This is a genomic window from Saccharothrix sp. NBAS 001, assembly GCF_056640475.1.
Genome location: NZ_CM153251.1, coordinates 9,338,193 through 9,352,856, shown reverse-complemented (window position 1 = coordinate 9,352,856; position 14,664 = coordinate 9,338,193). Strand labels below are relative to the sequence as shown.

The window sequence follows — 14,664 nt, the reverse complement described above, 5'->3', positions numbered from 1 at the left end:
ACATGATGGCCGTCAGGCCACTGGTCCGGGCGCGGACGATCGAGCACGCTCCTGACGTGACTCGAAGCAGATGGGCATGGGTGGTCGCGGGCGTCAGCTTCGTCGCGCTGATCGGGGCCGCCGGGTTCCGGGCGACCCCGGGCGCGCTGATCGAACCGCTCCAGGCGGAGTTCGGCTGGTCCACCGCCACGATCGGGCTGGCCGTGTCGGTGAACCTCCTGCTGTTCGGCCTCACCGCGCCGTTCGCCGCGGCGCTCATGGAGCGGTTCGGCGTGCGCAAGGTGGTGGCGTGCGCGCTGACCCTGGTCGCGATCGGCAGCGGGCTGACCGTGTTCATGACCACGAGCTGGCAGCTGGTGCTGTTCTGGGGCGTGCTGGTCGGGCTGGGCACCGGCTCGATGGCGCTGGCGTTCGTGGCGACGATCACCGGCCGGTGGTTCGTCGAGCAGCGCGGCCTGGTCACCGGCGTGCTCACGGCCGGCGGCGCGACCGGTCAGCTGGTGTTCCTGCCGGTGGTGGCGTCGCTGGCGGAGTCCTCGGGGTGGCGCTCGGCGTCGATCGTGGTGGCCGTCGCGGCGCTGGCCGTGGTGCCGCTGGTCCTGCTGTTCCTCCGCGAGTACCCCGCCGACCTGGGCGTGCCGCCGTACGGCGGGACCGAGGTCGTGCCGCGCCCGACGCCCGCCGGCGGTGCCGCCAGGCGCGCGATCACCGCGCTCACGTCGGCCGCGCGCACCGGCCCGTTCTGGTACCTGGCGGGCGGGTTCGCGATCTGCGGGGCGACCACCAACGGCCTGGTCGGCACCCACTTCATCCCGGCCGCGCACGACCACGGGATGCCCACCACCACGGCGGCGGGCCTGCTCGCGCTGGTCGGCGTGTTCGACATCGTCGGCACGATCTTCTCCGGCTGGCTGACCGACCGGGTCGACTCGCGCATCCTGCTCGCCGCCTACTACGTGCTGCGCGGCGCGTCGCTGCTCGTGCTGCCGCAGCTGTTCCACGACTCGGTGCACCCGAGCATGCTGGTGTTCATCATCTTCTACGGCCTGGACTGGGTCGCGACCGTGCCGCCGACCGTCGCCCTGTGCCGAGAGGTGTTCGGCCTGTCCGCCCCGGTCGTGTTCGGCTGGGTGTTCGCCTCGCACCAGATCGGCGCGGCGATCGCCGCCACCGCCGCCGGCCTCACCCGCGACCACTTCGGCGACTACGCGCCCGCCTGGTACGTGGCGGGGTTGCTCAGCATCGGCGCGGCGCTGCTGTCGATGAAGGTCCGCCGGTCACCGGCGCTTGCGGGAGGTCCCGAAGATCCCTCGGGTGATCTCGCGCCCCAGAGCGCTCGCGGCTGACCGGAAGAACGACTTCACCGCCGAGTTCTCCAGCACCTTGTCCACCAGACCCGGCTCCTCCCGCCGGGGCTCGGCCCGCCCCTGGTCGGCGGGCTGCTCCTCGGCGGGAGCCGGCGCGACCTTCGCGGCCAGGATCTCGTAGGCCGATTCGCGGTCCACCGTCTCCGCGTACTTGCCGTGCAGCTCCGAGGACTGCGCCGCCGTCCGGATCGCGTCCTGCCCGATCGTGTCCATAAGGGAGCGCGGCGCGCGCAGCCGGGTCCACGCGACCGGCGTCGGCGCGCCCTTCTCGCTGAGCACCGTCACGATCGCCTCGCCGATCCCCAGCGACGTCAACGCCTTGTCCAGCTGGTAGTGCGGCGTGGTCGGGTAGGTCTTCACCGTCTTCGCCAGCGCCGCCTGGTCCTCCGGCGTGAACGCGCGCAGCGCGTGCTGGATCCGCGCGCCCAACTGCGAGAGCACCTCGTTGGGCACGTCCGTGGGCAGCTGCGTGCAGAAGAACACCCCGACCCCCTTGGACCGGATCAGCTTCACGGTCTGGGTGATCTGCTCCTTGAACGCCTTGGAAGCGCCGGAGAACAGCAGGTGCGCCTCGTCGAAGAAGAACACCAGCTTCGGCCGGTCGAGGTCGCCCGCCTCGGGCAGCACCTGGAACAGCTCCGCCAGCAGCCACATCAGGAACGTCGAGAACAGCGCCGGCTTGGCCTGCAACTCGGCCAGCTCCAGCAGCGTCACCACGCCGCGCCCGTCGATCTGCCGCATCAGGTCGCGCGGGTCCAGCTCCGGCTCGCCGAAGAACGTGTCGCCGCCCTGCGCCTCCAGGTTCACCAGCGACCGCAGGATCACCCCGGCGGTGGCCGACGACACCCCGCCCAGCCCCTTGAGGTCCTCCTTGCCCTCGTCGGAGGTCAGGTGGGTGATCACCGACCGCAGGTCCTTGGTGTCCAGCAGCGCCAGGCCCCGGCTGTCCGCCCAGTGGAAGATCAGGCCCAGCGTGGACTCCTGGGTGTCGTTGAGCCCCAGCACCTTCGACAGCAGGATCGGCCCGAAGCTGGTGATCGACGCGCGCACCGGCACCGCCGCGCCGCCCGTGCCCAGCGACAGGAACTGCACCGGGCACGCCTGCGGCTGCCAGTCGTCGCCGGTCTCGGCCGCCCGCGAGGTGACCCGGTCGTCGGCCGAACCCCGTTGGGACAGACCGGACAGGTCGCCCTTCACGTCCGCCATGACCACCGGCACGCCCGCCGCCGAGAGCTGCTCCGCGACGAGCTGGAGCGTCTTGGTCTTGCCGGTGCCGGTCGCGCCCGCGACCAGCCCGTGCCGGTTCAGCATCGCCAGCGGGATCCGGACGTGCGCGCCCGGCTCGACCGCGCCGTCGACCAGCACGGCACCCAGTTCGATGGCCGCGCCCTCGGACGCGTATCCCGCCGCGATATCGGTCTGAGCCGTCATTGCGCAGAGCGTAATGAGATTGGTAGGACCCGCCACTCGAAGCGGCGGCGGTGTCCGACGATCCGACGACTAGGCTCGCGCGGGTGATGGATCGCTTGGTGTGGATCGACTGCGAGATGACCGGGCTCGACTTGGGCAAAGACGCTCTGATCGAGATCGCGGCGCTGGTGACCGACGCGGAGTTGAACGTGCTCGGCGAAGGGGTCGACGTGGTGATCCACGCCGACGACACAGCGCTCGACTCGATGCCGGAAGTCGTGATGGCGATGCACGCCAAGTCCGGGCTCACCGACGAGGTGCGGCGCTCCGCCGTGACGCTGGAGGAAGCCGAGGCTCAGGTCCTCGCCTACATCAAGCAGTGGGTCCCGGACCCGCGCACCGCGCCGCTCGCGGGCAACTCGATCGCCACCGACCGGGGGTTCATCGCCCGCGACATGCCCGAACTGGACGCCCACCTGCACTACCGGATGGTCGACGTCTCCTCGATCAAGGAGCTGTGCCGGCGCTGGTACCCGAGGATCTACTACGCGCAGCCGGAGAAGGGCCTGGCGCACCGGGCGCTGGCCGACATCCGGGAGTCCATCCGGGAACTGGCCTACTACCGGCGCACCGCGTTCGTGCCGCAGCCCGGCCCGTCGACCGAGCAGGCGCAGGCCGTGGCGAACGAACTGCTGGCCGCCGACCGGGCGAAATAGGGTCGATTTCGGGCTCGGCGGTCTGGCACTGTATGCTTCAGTCCGCCGGGTCGACCGGTCTTGGTGGGTGTAGCTCAGCTGGCAGAGCACTGGGTTGTGATCCCAGGTGTCGCGGGTTCAAGTCCCGTCACTCACCCCAAGCGAAACGCCCCCTGGCCACGTCGGTCAGGGGGCGTTTTCCGATGTCTACGGGGAGTCTCCGCCAATGAGCGCCACACTCGTCGCGAAGGACCTGGCGGCCGGGCACGGGGACCGCGTGCTGTTCTCCGGCCTGGACCTGGTCGTCGCCCCGGGCGACGTCGTCGGGCTGGTCGGCGTGAACGGCGCGGGCAAGTCCACCCTGCTGCGCACCCTCGCCGGGCTCATCCCGGCGGAGAGCGGTGTGATCCGCCTCTCCCCCGTGACGGCGACCGTCGGCCACCTGCCGCAGGAGCCCGACCGCCGCCCCGGCGAGACCGTGCGGGACTTCCTGGCCAGGCGGACCGGCGTCGCCGCCGCCCAGGCCGAACTCGACCGGGCCACCGACCTGCTCGCCGAGGGCACCGACGACGGCTACTCCGACGCGCTGGAGCGCTGGCTCGCGCTCGGCGGCGCCGACCTGCCCGAACGGGCCGCCGAGACGGCCGCCGACCTGGGCCTCACGGTCGACCTCGACCAGCCCATGACCTCGCTGTCCGGCGGTCAGGCGGCCCGCGCGGGCATGGCGTCGCTGCTGCTGAGCCGCTACGACGTGTTCCTGCTCGACGAGCCGACCAACGACCTCGACCTGGACGGCCTGGCCCGGCTGGAGGCGTTCGTGACCGGCCTGCGCGCCGGCACCGTGCTGGTCTCCCACGACCGCGAGTTCCTGGCCCGGACCGTGACCAGGGTGGTGGAACTGGACCTCGCCCAGCAGCAGGTGCGGGCCTACGGCGGTGGCTACGAGTCGTACCTGGAAGAACGGGAAATCGCGCGGCGGCACGCGCGCGAGGACTACGAGGAGTTCGCGAACACCAAGTCGTCACTCGAAGAACGCGCCCGCTCACAACGGGCGTGGATGGAGAAGGGCGTCAAGAACGCCCGGCGCAAAGCGGGCGACAACGACAAAGCGGGACGCAAGTTCCGCAGCGACGCGACCGAGAAACAAGCGTCCAAAGCGCGCCAGACGGAACGCCTCATCGAACGCCTGGAGGTGGTCGAGGAGCCCCGCAAGGAATGGGACCTGCGGATGGAAATCGCCGCCGCGCCCCGGGCCGGCGCGGTCGTGGCGGTCCTGCGCGCCGCGGTCGTGACGCGCGGCGGGTTCACCCTCGGCCCGGTGGACCTGCAGGTCGACTGGGCGGACCGGGTCGCCATCACCGGGGCCAACGGGGCGGGCAAGTCGACCCTGCTGGCCGCCCTGCTGGGTCGCGTCGACCTGGCGTCGGGCACGTCGTCGCTCGGTCCGGGCGTCGTCGTCGGCGAGATCGACCAGGCCCGCGGCCTGTTCCTGGGCGACCGGCCGCTGGTGGACGCGTTCCAGGACGCGGTGCCGGACATGGTGCCCGCCGACGTCCGGACGCTGCTGGCGAAGTTCGGCCTCAAGGCCGCGCACGTGCTGCGCACCGCCGCGTCGCTGTCGCCCGGAGAGCGCACCCGGGCCGCGCTGGCGCTGCTCCAGGCCAAGGGCGTCAACCTGCTGGTGCTCGACGAGCCGACCAACCACCTCGACCTGGCCGCGATCGAGCAGCTCGAAGCGGCGCTGGAGTCCTACCCCGGCACCCTGCTCCTGGTCACCCACGACCGGCGGATGCTCGACCACGTGAAAACGACCCGCCGCCTGGAAGTGGCGGCGGGTCGTGTCACAGACCTCTAGCTAGCGGTTGCCCTTCACCCACTGGTCCCACGGGACCTGCCAGTCGCCAAAGCCGTCCCACGCCTCCAGCGCCGGGCCACCGGAGTTGGTGACCACGACGATGTCGCCGGGCTTGGAGAGGTCGAAGACCCACTTCGCGTTCTCCGGCGAGAGGTTCAGGCAGCCGTGGCTGACGTTGCGGTTGCCCTGGTCGCCGACCGACCACGGCGCGCTGTGGAAGAAGATGCCGCTGTTGGACATCCGGGTCGCCCAGTCGACCGGCGTGACGTAGCCGCCGGCGTCGAGCGCCAGGCCGTACGTCCGGGAGTCCATGACCATGTGGTCGTGCTTCTCCATCAGCACGTAGGTGCCGGTGGGGGTCGGGTTGGCCGCGTTGCCCATCGAGGTCGGCATGGTGCGCGCGACCTGGCCGTTGATCTTGGTGACGACCTCGTGCGTGCCCCCGTCGGCCTCGTGGACGACCGCGTCGCCGATCGTGGTGTTGATCACGCGGTCCTCTTCGCCGTACACGCCGTTGCCCAGCGACTTGCCGTAGATCTTGGCGTTGATCGAGATCTTGGTGCCGGCGGCCCAGTAGCTCTGCGGACGCCAGTGCACCTGCTTCTCGTCGAACCAGTAGAACGCGCCGTCCACCTTGGGCTCGGTGGTGATGGAGATCATCGCCTCGGCGGCGGCCTTGTCGGCGATCGGCTCGTCGAAGTAGAACGCGAGCGGCTGCCCGATGCCCACGGTGGTGCCGTCCATCGGGTTGACCGAGAGGTAGGTCAACGTCCGCGGCTTCACGGTCGTGAACGTGGACGTCTTGTTGACCGGCTTACCGTCGGCGCCCTGCCCGGTGACCGCCAGCGTGTAGGTCTTCGAGTACCCCAGCACCTCGCTGCTGGTCCACTGCTTGCCGTCCGGCGAGACCTGCCCGGCCACCGCCTGACCCTCCGGGTTGGTCAACGCGACCTGGGTGATCTTCCCGTCCGTGGCGGTGGCGACCACCGGACTGCCCGGAGCCACGTCGACAGCCTGGTCGGCAGGCCCGACGCTCAACGAAACAGGTTTGGGCGGAGGCGTGGAGGAGGTTGTAGTCCCCCCACCCGCGACCCCACCCGAATCACCGGAGGCGGACCCGCCCCCGGAAGAACAGGACGCGACCAACACCGCGACCACACCGACCGCGACAGCCCCCAGCGCCCTACGCGCCCCCCGGCCGACCGTCATGCCAAGCCTCCGCTTCACTCCCCAGGACACCTGGTTCATCTCTTAGGTGTCCCCTTACAAGGTGACGCCTGGAGGGTTGACGACGTTGCCCGAGATGCTGGATCGTTACCCACGCGAAGTTCCCGCCCGGACACGGCGCACACCCGGCCTGACCAGGCGATTGGGAGCCGCGTAGGACGCTGTGCTAATGTTCTTCACGTCGGACGGAGCAACACGAAGACCGACGAGCGCCGCTAGCTCAACTGGCAGAGCAGCTGACTCTTAATCAGCGGGTTCGGGGTTCGAGTCCCTGGCGGCGCACCAAAGGCCCAGGTCATTGACCGGGGCCTTTTTGCTTGCAAGATCGCCCCCATGACTTACCCATGGTTTATGGTCTGACTCCCTAACCTCAGCGGGTCACGCCGCAGGCGACGACTCACCATCCGAAGTCGATTCCCGCGCCTCCTCCTCTCCCTTCTCCGGCGTGCCGAACGCGCATTCCAACGCCTCCGCCGCGCGCCTATCAACGGCCTTCCGACCGAGGTACACGTCCTGCGTCATCGACGGCCGGGAGTGCCCGAGCTGGTCCGCGATCAGCCGTGCCGTCAGGTTGGCCTCATCAAGGATCGTGGCCGCCGTCTTCCGGAACACGTGCGAGGTCACCCAGACGAACTCGTCGCTACCCCGAGCGTCCCGAAGATCCCGCCGGGTGTTGGACGGGTCGCGCAGCCCACCCAGCGCATCCGGGAACACCGGCCCGTCCGGGTAGTCGGTAGCCGCCCGCCGCCGAGCCAACACCTTCACCGCCCACGACGGCAGCGGCAACGTCCGCTCCCCCGCTTCGGTCTTGGTGGACTTCCGAACCAACCCAGCGGCCTTGACCCGAATGACCGTGAAGTCCACAGTCACCGTCCCGGCCTCAAGGTCGACGTCATCCCAGTAGACGGCCAGCGCCTCCCCGATCCGGACTCCGGTCGCCATCATGAACCGCGACAGGTCGGGCACGTCCTTCCTGACCGCCTTCTCGTCCGAGTCCAACAACGCGAGCCACCGCGTCCGCTCCTCCAACGTGAGCGCCCGAGGCCCCTTCTTCCGGCCGCCCTCCAGGCGTGAGGTCTCCCGAGTCGGGTTCGCGTCGAGCGCTCCGTGACGCACCGCCAAGCCGAGCACCCCGGAGACCACCGAACGCGCCGTCTTGGCAGTCGACACCCCGACCAGGTCCCTCACCGAGCCCAGGAAGGTATCGACGCGCGAAACCGTCGCCTCCCGCAGCAACAACTCCCCCAGCCCCGGCAGCACGTGACGATCCAAGATGCCCCGGTACGTCTCCGCACTCCCCGGCGAGCGCGTCCCAGAGTCGGCCGCCGCCTGAAACGCCGTGAACCACAGTTCGGCCGCCTGCTTCACCCGGCTATCCGCGGTGAGCGCTCCACCGGACGGCCCGGCCCTCTCGGTCAGCGCCTTCTTGAGATTCCGCTCCGCAGCCGCCTTGGTCTTGCCCAGCCGCTCGACCGGCCGCGTCTTGCCGTCGTAGTCGCGGAAGTACGTAGTCGCCCGCCACCCCGTGGTGGTCTCATAGCACCGGATCTTCCCGTAAGTACCGATCGGCATAGGTGGACGCCCCATCACGCCACCTCCGGGTTCTGCCGCTCAACCCAGGCCCGAACCTCCGCCGGCAGGTACCTCAGATGCTTCCCGACCCGCCGAGCCGGTGGCCCGTACCGTTTGGTGCGCCATCCGTAGAGCGTGTGGACTGGGACGCCCAGGAACGACGCCACGTCCGTGACCGTCCACAAGGGCTCAAGCAGTTCCGTCATGCTGTCTCCTCTGTGTAGTTGCGTTGACGTTGGGCGCGTAGCCGCTCGCCGAGCGCCGTAGCCAGCTCCCGTTCGGCGTCATCGGCGTAGCCCGAGCCCGCATACGCCCAGTCGTTGACGACCAGCACCGACTCCGCGTCCAGCCCAAGCCGGTCCAGCACCTCAGCGGCCCGATACGCCCGCCGGTCCTCACGTATGCGCTTGAAGGTGGTGCTGTAGTGCTTCGACTTGGTCAGGAAGTGCCCGCGAAACCCGAGCATGTGAGCCCACTTCCGCAGGTTCAGATCGGTGTAGAACCCCAGGTCACCGAGGTCCCACGCGGTCTGGATCATGCGTCGGTGATGTGAGGACACCCGCAGGTGATCAATGTCGAGCTGCGACCTGATCGGCCGATCCGGCGTGTCCCGCGCACCGGTCCCCTTGGTCGCGTACTTGGCGACGTAGCCCGCGAGCCGGGCATCACTGACCGCGCCCGCCTGGTCCTCCAGTTCCACCGCCGAAGCCGCCCGGATAGGCCGGACGTCGACCTGCTCACCCCACACGAGGTCGAGCACCACCCCGTCCGGCCGATGCGACACGACCGACACCGACCGCGCCGCCACCCGTACCGCCTGGTCCACCAGTTCCGCAGTAGCCCAGGCCGGCGCGGGGTCGGAGGACCCATCCGGCCCGTCCAAGCGGATGACAGCGTGGAAGTGCACCAAGCCACGCCGCTGGTACTCGGCGACCTTGGCGTACGAGACGCGCGCGTGGTCGCGGAACTCCCGCACGGTCAACCCCGCCCCACGAGCCAAAGCACGCCGCAGGGCGATCGTGAACCGATGCCACAGCTTCCCCGCGTGCGCCTGCCACAACACCGCGCCGACGTAGTCGTACTCGTCCGGATCGACCGCCGACCCGACACGCGGATCGTCCTGGTGGTGAAACTGCCCGCACCCCGTACACGGCCGAGCCTTCCCGCCAGCCGTCGTTGCCCGGTTGTGGACCGCGCCGAACGAGGGAGCGGTCAGCGTCGCGAACACACGCGGTTTCTCGGCAACCGCCACCGGCACGCCCTTGCTCCCACCAGACAGACCCGCCCGCATCAGGTGAAACGCGTCAGCCGCGTACCGGTCCGAGCAGGCCGAGCACACCGACGCCCGCCGATTGCCACACGGCACCATGACGTCCGCGCCGAGCTGGGCCAGGACGCGCGCCCCGTCCAGGCTCCGCAGCTCCCAGGCCCCGTTCAAGCGGATGGGCTGCGCGCACCCACCCGTAGCAGTGACCTTGTCCCGCCAGTCGCGGTAGTCGTTGCGCCGCAACCGATCCGCAATCCGCTCGTCAAGCGTGGCTACCAATAGCTCTCCTTTCACAACCTCACAGGAACGACCTCGAACAGGTCCTCGAACTGCAAAGGCGCAAGTGCCTTCAACGCCCCGCCGATGAACAACGGCCCCGGCCGCTGCGAGCCCTTGAGGACCCGCGACAAGGTCGACCGCTCAACCTCCATCGCGTTGGCCAACGCGTAGTCAGACCTGAACCCCGCGAGCTGTGCCGCCGCTTGGAACCGGCGGGTCCGGAGCGCAACCGTCGTCGCCATGTCACGCCGCCTCGACATGGCAGACACCCTGCCGACCAGCCACAACCCGCCCGAGGTGGACCAGCCGGGAGACCTCCTCGAAGGTCACCGGCTCCACCACAGATGGCACCAGCCGGAACGGCCCAACCTTCACCGCGGACTGCCCCGCCACCACCACGCCGAGTTCCACCAGGCCCACCGAGGCCGTCAACCCGAACTCCAACCCCGCACGGTTCCGCGCCGTGCCAGCCACGGTCAGGACTCGATCCGTCCGCAGGTTCCACGTGAGCGTCACGCCGTCCAGGCACACCACCCACAGCAACAACGCCGCAAGCCGATCCGGCGCGGTACCAGAGCTGAACTCGACGTGCACCGAGCCCAACCGGGCAGAGATGACCACCCGATCAGGCCGAGGCAACCCCGACGTCCGCATGAGCGACCGCAAGGTCCGGATGATGCGGTCAAGCGACCGCGAACTGTTGGAAGACAAGGAAAACCTCCATACTCAGGCAACGGCCCGCAACCCGTAGGCAGGACCGTCTTCGATGAACTCGACCAACTCGGCGATGTCCCGATCAGTCGTGTAGGCCGCACGCACTCGGCGCGGCGTACGAGAACGCGGATCAACCCGGAAGCCGATCCCCGCAGTGGCCTGGTCAGCCCCGATCTCGTCGGCAATCGCCCCACGCTCCCGGGCACCATCACCCAGCACCATGTCCGGGTGCCGTTCAGAGGTCACCCGCAGGCACACCCGATGCGGGATCAGATCCCGGATCGGCAGCACGTCCTTAGACGGCTCCTGCACGTAGACGTCAAGCACGTCATTCGTCGCCCGCCCCATCGAGGAGACGACCGCGCACGCGTTGGTGATCTCGTTCGCGTACTCGGCGTTGTAGGCCATCAGGAAGCCCACTTCGTCCAGAATCAGCCAGTCCACCGGATGTTCAGCAGACACCGGAACCGACCGCTTCCCCTTACGCTGCAAGCGCTTCTGCTTGCGCTCCATGTTGTCCACGAACCGGCCGATCAACTCGGCGCAATCCTCCGGCGTGTCGGCGTACCGCCCTTCCAAGATCGGTCGCAGCGCCACGAACTCGAACAGCTTCGGATCACACACCCAGGGCCGAACCAGCCCATCCCGGATCAACGGCGCGACAGCCCGAAGCTTGGCCATCACCACCGAGTTCTTGCCCGCCCCGGTAGCCCCCGCCGTCAGGTGATGCGTGCCGATCAACGGCTCGCGCCACTCCCCACCCAACTCGTCCTCACCCAGACACAACGACCGCAGATCCACCGCGTCAGAACGCTCAGGCATGGCCGGCGCAGGAATCACCGACGTGAACGGCTCCCGCCACTGCACGATCAACGCGACCTCACCAGGCCGCCCCTGCTCAACCGCGACCCGTTCAGCCTTGAGCGTCGAAGCCAGCTCCGGCACGACCTTGGCGAACGCCCGCAACGCCTGCCCAGGCACCAACCGCACCCGAACAACGTCCAACGACGGCGACCACGACCGGACCCTCAGCACTCGCGGCACCAGGACTTCCCCAGTCCGGTGATGCACCGATGTCAGCCCGCACGCGCCCATGAGGTTCGCCCACCGACGCCCGTCGAACGCCCCAACCCAGCGCCGCAGCCAGGCCCTCAGTACCGGGGCCGCCCACACGTCGAACGTGTCCGGATGCGCTCGATACCAAGCAGCCGTACCCGTGGCCAACCCACCAACCACACCGCCGGCCACCCAAGGCCCGAACTCGACCACCGAGACCCCAAGCCCACCAGGACCAACCACCGCCCCGGGATGCCGCACCAACCACCGCAAGGTGCGGAACTCCCACCCGACCGACCGCCGGGACCTCCCCGAAGGTTCAGCCATGAACACCTCCTTTGATCATGGCGGCGGCCGATCACCACCCAGTGACCGACCGCCGCACGACTCAACACCCACCCACACCCGCCGGTTTCAGGCATGGGTCTATCCACTGTGGAATTGACAAAGATCAGGCAGCCCAACAAAAGGGCTTAGACGAACTCCCTACGGACGCGACCAGATCAGGCCGCGCTACGCGCCGACCGCGTCACCGACTTCAACCCCGCCGCCTTGAACCACAACCCAGCCGAGGCGATCTTGCGCGGGTCCATCCGATCCGGAATCTCGTACGTGTTGACGACCGCGTTGACCAACTCCACGTACGTGCCCTCCTCGAACCCCTTCCCAGGGTCACCAGGCAAGTTGACGCGGATCTCTTCTCCCTTTCCCGCCTTCCGCCCCTCCACCGCCACAGGTTTGGCGAACAACGTCACGACGAACTGCACTGCCCCCGACACCCGATCCACGACCGGCGTCACCGTGCCGTCGTCGGCCTCCCGCACCTTCGCTACCGGCGCTTCCGTGATCATCAGCCGATAGCCGCTCAACATCACCGGCAAGTCCTGCAACGCCATCCAAGAACCTCCACCAGATCAAGGCGGCCGAACCGCCACCAGCTACACCACCAACATAACTAGTAGAGCTAGAAGTTTCACTAGGCCGATCGGGTGACTTCCAACTGAGCTAGCTGTGTCGGTACAGTCTCGCCATGGGCCTAGACGCAACCGACCCCCGCCCGGCGTACCAGCAGATCGCAGAAGACCTACGCCGCCTCATCGCGTCCGACGACATCCAGGTCGGAGACAAGCTCCCTTCCCTGGCCGAACTCCAGGTGAAGTACGGCCGAGCCGTCATGACGTTGCAGAAGGCTCTGGACCAGCTCCGCAACGAGGGACTGGTGATCTCCCGCCAAGGCGAAGGCACGATCGTCGTCAAGAAGCCCGAAGCCCATGCGGGGGACGACACGCCCTCACCGCATGAGCTTCGGGAGATGTTCCAGCAGATCAACACCGTCTTGGACGACCTCAGCAGGCGCGTTTCCGCGGTTGAGGCTGAGCTTTCCGGTCGGAAGCCAAGTGATCCTCAATCCGACTCAGGCGCGCGCTGAGTTCGTCCACCCGCCCCAGCAGTTCGGCGAGCCCAGCCCCCAGCACGCGCCGCTCCTCATCGGTCCACTCAACCTCGCCCGCCATCACGCCCCACCTCTCGACCAGTCCCGCCCCCGCCAACCGCTACACGTTGCAGGCTGCTTCCGCCCTCTCCGGCCCCAGCCGCTCCTGCGCCTCCGACAGCCACACCAGCCGAGCCGACAACACCTCGTGCTCACTGGTGAACAATGTGGGCGCGCTATCCGGCCTGCTCAAGCTCAACCGGGTCCGCTGGTCAACCGCGTAGACCTCCGCGTGGTCCTCAAACGCCATGCCCCACGCGACGACCCAGGCGTTCAACCGCTCCCCGTACTCCTGCACCACGGCGAAGATCCGTGGTGGCCCGATCGCGACCATCTGATCCACAATCACGGCGAAATCTTCCTTGCCGCACAACGGCTTCAGGCCGTCAACATCACTCACCGCTCGACGTCCTCATCACGCCCGCCAGCCGTCAACGCGTCCACCTCCGCCGGCGTGGTCCCGACCAGCGCGGCCAGGTGCTCGAAGTCCAACGGAGCGAGCTTCGTCAACGCCTCGCACCGGTTCGCGAACGCCGACGCCGAGCCAGCCAGCTCCCGCGCGAACTTGATGGCGAGCTGCGCGCCGTCCTCCCGCCCCGCGATCTGCACCGTCAGCCGGGCGTCACCGGACGAGATCACCAGAGACGGGTGTCCCTGGGCACGCTCGACCATCGCCGACTCCGTGCCCTCCTCGGGCTGGAGAAGCAAGTAAAAGGCCATCGGCCCCACCTCCACGTAGCGAACCTGGTTCTTGTTTGATCAGGTTCACGCGTACGGAAGGCCGATTCCATACCAGCAGCTATTCGGAATAATAGGCGTCCTATTAGCTCCAGGTCAGCCGCGTAACCGACGCGCTACACTCCGAAGTAGACGCAGCTAGCGCAGGGGGTGAGCGTGCCGAAGCGCCGATGCCACACGTGCAACACGTTGCTGGCCAGCGACAACCAACGCACCCAGTGCAGCAGATGCGCCGCCGCCGCAACGCTCCGTCCGCCGAACCTCCCGCCGGAGTTCTGGACGCACCCCACGCTCCGCCAGGCATTCGAAGCCCGCAACATCGGCCTACTTTTCCGCGCCTACCGCCAGGCCCAGAGCCCCAAGGTCCCGCAAACCACCCTCGCCTCCTGGTTGGACCTCACCCAAGGCCGGATCAGCGAACTAGAGCGCACACGCCGTGCCGTAACCGACCTAGAACGCCTAGAACGCTGGTGCGACGCCCTACACGTCCCACACCATCTGAGGTGGTTCACCGGCGGCACCCGCCGACTCCCCGACGCCGCCACCCTCTACGCGGCCCGCACCGTAGACCCACCCGCTCCGTACCCGCCACAACCATGGGCGCCAACCGACCAAGCCAACAACGGCTCCACCACCCAAGAGCCGGACATCGTCCACGTAGCCATCCCACGCCTACGGCGCGCTCTGGACATCCTCGACCTCCCCGACGACGGCCCAACTCGCACGCTCGCCGAACTCCAAGCCGACGTCACCACGATGAACAACCACCGCCTAGAGGCCCGCTACGGCGAGCTGGTCCGCCACCTACCGGCCCTCATCGGCGAACTCTCCCGCGCCCGCCAGCTCTTCACCACAGCCGACCGCCGCCACGTCGCGTCCCTGCTAACCCTGGCCCTACGCGCAGCAGACGGAGTGGCGTACAAGTTCCGCTACTTCGACCTGTCGGCCCGCCTGATCGACCTAGGAGCTGTTTGAGGTTCGGATCTAGGTTG

General features: G+C 68.5%; 16 protein-coding genes and 2 tRNA genes. 7 read left to right on the top strand and 11 right to left on the bottom strand.

Annotated elements, in window-relative coordinates:
- Positions 1-5 precede the first annotated feature (5 nt).
- On the top strand, positions 6-1,346 hold the full coding sequence (locus AC0HI0_RS42240; protein WP_480934511.1) for an MFS transporter: 1,341 nt from the start codon (positions 6-8) through the stop codon (positions 1,344-1,346).
- On the opposite strand, the gene AC0HI0_RS42235 is transcribed toward AC0HI0_RS42240, so the two are convergent.
- Positions 1,278-2,798 (bottom strand): helicase HerA-like domain-containing protein, encoded by a 1,521-nt coding sequence (locus AC0HI0_RS42235; RefSeq protein WP_480929069.1) that lies wholly within the window; start codon positions 2,796-2,798, stop codon positions 1,278-1,280. The genes AC0HI0_RS42240 and AC0HI0_RS42235 overlap by 69 nt on opposite strands.
- Positions 2,799-2,881: 83 nt before the next feature.
- On the opposite strand from AC0HI0_RS42235, the gene orn reads away from it, so the two are divergent.
- The 3 genes from orn (at position 2,882) to AC0HI0_RS42220 (ending at position 5,327) form a co-directional block, all read left to right on the top strand.
- The gene (orn, locus tag AC0HI0_RS42230; protein ID WP_480929068.1) at positions 2,882-3,493 is read left to right on the top strand and encodes an oligoribonuclease; all 612 of its coding nucleotides are present in this window, start codon (positions 2,882-2,884) and stop codon (positions 3,491-3,493) included.
- 63 nt (positions 3,494-3,556) lie between these two features.
- A tRNA-His gene (locus tag AC0HI0_RS42225) sits at positions 3,557-3,632 on the top strand.
- Positions 3,633-3,698: 66 nt separating this feature from the next.
- Positions 3,699-5,327 (top strand): ABC-F family ATP-binding cassette domain-containing protein, encoded by a 1,629-nt coding sequence (locus tag AC0HI0_RS42220; protein ID WP_480929067.1) that lies wholly within the window; start codon positions 3,699-3,701, stop codon positions 5,325-5,327.
- Here the strand turns inward: AC0HI0_RS42220 and AC0HI0_RS42215 are convergent, their stop codons facing one another.
- Positions 5,328-6,332: a L,D-transpeptidase gene (locus AC0HI0_RS42215; protein ID WP_480929066.1), complete on the bottom strand. Its 1,005-nt coding sequence runs from the start codon at positions 6,330-6,332 to the stop codon at positions 5,328-5,330. It lies immediately after the preceding gene.
- A gap of 431 nt (positions 6,333-6,763) precedes the next feature.
- Here AC0HI0_RS42215 and AC0HI0_RS42210 point away from each other — a divergent pair.
- A tRNA-Lys gene (locus tag AC0HI0_RS42210) sits at positions 6,764-6,839 on the top strand.
- Positions 6,840-6,932: 93 nt separating this feature from the next.
- Here AC0HI0_RS42210 and AC0HI0_RS42205 read toward each other — a convergent pair.
- The 7 genes from AC0HI0_RS42205 to AC0HI0_RS42175 all read right to left on the bottom strand — a co-directional run bounded on the left by AC0HI0_RS42205 (position 6,933) and on the right by AC0HI0_RS42175 (position 12,338).
- Complete coding sequence (locus AC0HI0_RS42205; protein WP_480934510.1) at positions 6,933-8,141, bottom strand: tyrosine-type recombinase/integrase; 1,209 nt, start codon at positions 8,139-8,141, stop codon at positions 6,933-6,935.
- Positions 8,141-8,332 (bottom strand): helix-turn-helix transcriptional regulator, encoded by a 192-nt coding sequence (locus tag AC0HI0_RS42200; RefSeq protein ID WP_480929065.1) that lies wholly within the window; start codon positions 8,330-8,332, stop codon positions 8,141-8,143. Before AC0HI0_RS42200 ends, AC0HI0_RS42205 begins: the two co-directional genes overlap by 1 nt.
- Entirely contained in the window at positions 8,329-9,672 is a 1,344-nt protein-coding gene (locus tag AC0HI0_RS42195; protein ID WP_480929064.1) for a replication initiator, read from the bottom strand. The genes AC0HI0_RS42200 and AC0HI0_RS42195 overlap by 4 nt, the downstream gene beginning before the upstream one ends.
- Positions 9,673-9,683: 11 nt before the next feature.
- The gene (locus AC0HI0_RS42190; RefSeq protein ID WP_015098679.1) at positions 9,684-9,914 is read right to left on the bottom strand and encodes a hypothetical protein; all 231 of its coding nucleotides are present in this window, start codon (positions 9,912-9,914) and stop codon (positions 9,684-9,686) included.
- Between the two features lies 1 nt (position 9,915).
- A complete protein-coding gene (locus AC0HI0_RS42185; protein ID WP_480929063.1) occupies positions 9,916-10,266 on the bottom strand; it encodes a hypothetical protein in 351 nt (116 codons plus the stop codon).
- A 132-nt stretch (positions 10,267-10,398) separates the two neighbouring features.
- Positions 10,399-11,769 (bottom strand): FtsK/SpoIIIE domain-containing protein, encoded by a 1,371-nt coding sequence (locus tag AC0HI0_RS42180; RefSeq protein ID WP_480929062.1) that lies wholly within the window; start codon positions 11,767-11,769, stop codon positions 10,399-10,401.
- Positions 11,770-11,945: 176 nt separating this feature from the next.
- On the bottom strand, positions 11,946-12,338 hold the full coding sequence (locus tag AC0HI0_RS42175; RefSeq protein WP_480929061.1) for a hypothetical protein: 393 nt from the start codon (positions 12,336-12,338) through the stop codon (positions 11,946-11,948).
- A 134-nt stretch (positions 12,339-12,472) separates the two neighbouring features.
- Between AC0HI0_RS42175 and AC0HI0_RS42170 the strand changes: the two genes are divergently transcribed.
- The gene (locus AC0HI0_RS42170; RefSeq protein ID WP_480929060.1) at positions 12,473-12,871 is read left to right on the top strand and encodes a GntR family transcriptional regulator; all 399 of its coding nucleotides are present in this window, start codon (positions 12,473-12,475) and stop codon (positions 12,869-12,871) included.
- Positions 12,872-12,995: 124 nt separating this feature from the next.
- Here AC0HI0_RS42170 and AC0HI0_RS42165 read toward each other — a convergent pair whose 3' ends face one another.
- On the bottom strand, positions 12,996-13,334 hold the full coding sequence (locus tag AC0HI0_RS42165) for a hypothetical protein (protein ID WP_480929059.1): 339 nt from the start codon (positions 13,332-13,334) through the stop codon (positions 12,996-12,998).
- Positions 13,331-13,654, bottom strand: a complete 324-nt coding sequence (locus AC0HI0_RS42160) for a hypothetical protein (protein WP_480929058.1) — start codon at positions 13,652-13,654, stop codon at positions 13,331-13,333. The genes AC0HI0_RS42165 and AC0HI0_RS42160 overlap by 4 nt, the downstream gene beginning before the upstream one ends.
- Positions 13,655-13,861: 207 nt before the next feature.
- On the opposite strand from AC0HI0_RS42160, the gene AC0HI0_RS42155 reads away from it, so the two are divergent.
- Positions 13,862-14,647, top strand: a complete 786-nt coding sequence (locus AC0HI0_RS42155) for a hypothetical protein (protein WP_480929057.1) — start codon at positions 13,862-13,864, stop codon at positions 14,645-14,647.
- Positions 14,648-14,664: the final 17 nt, after the last annotated feature.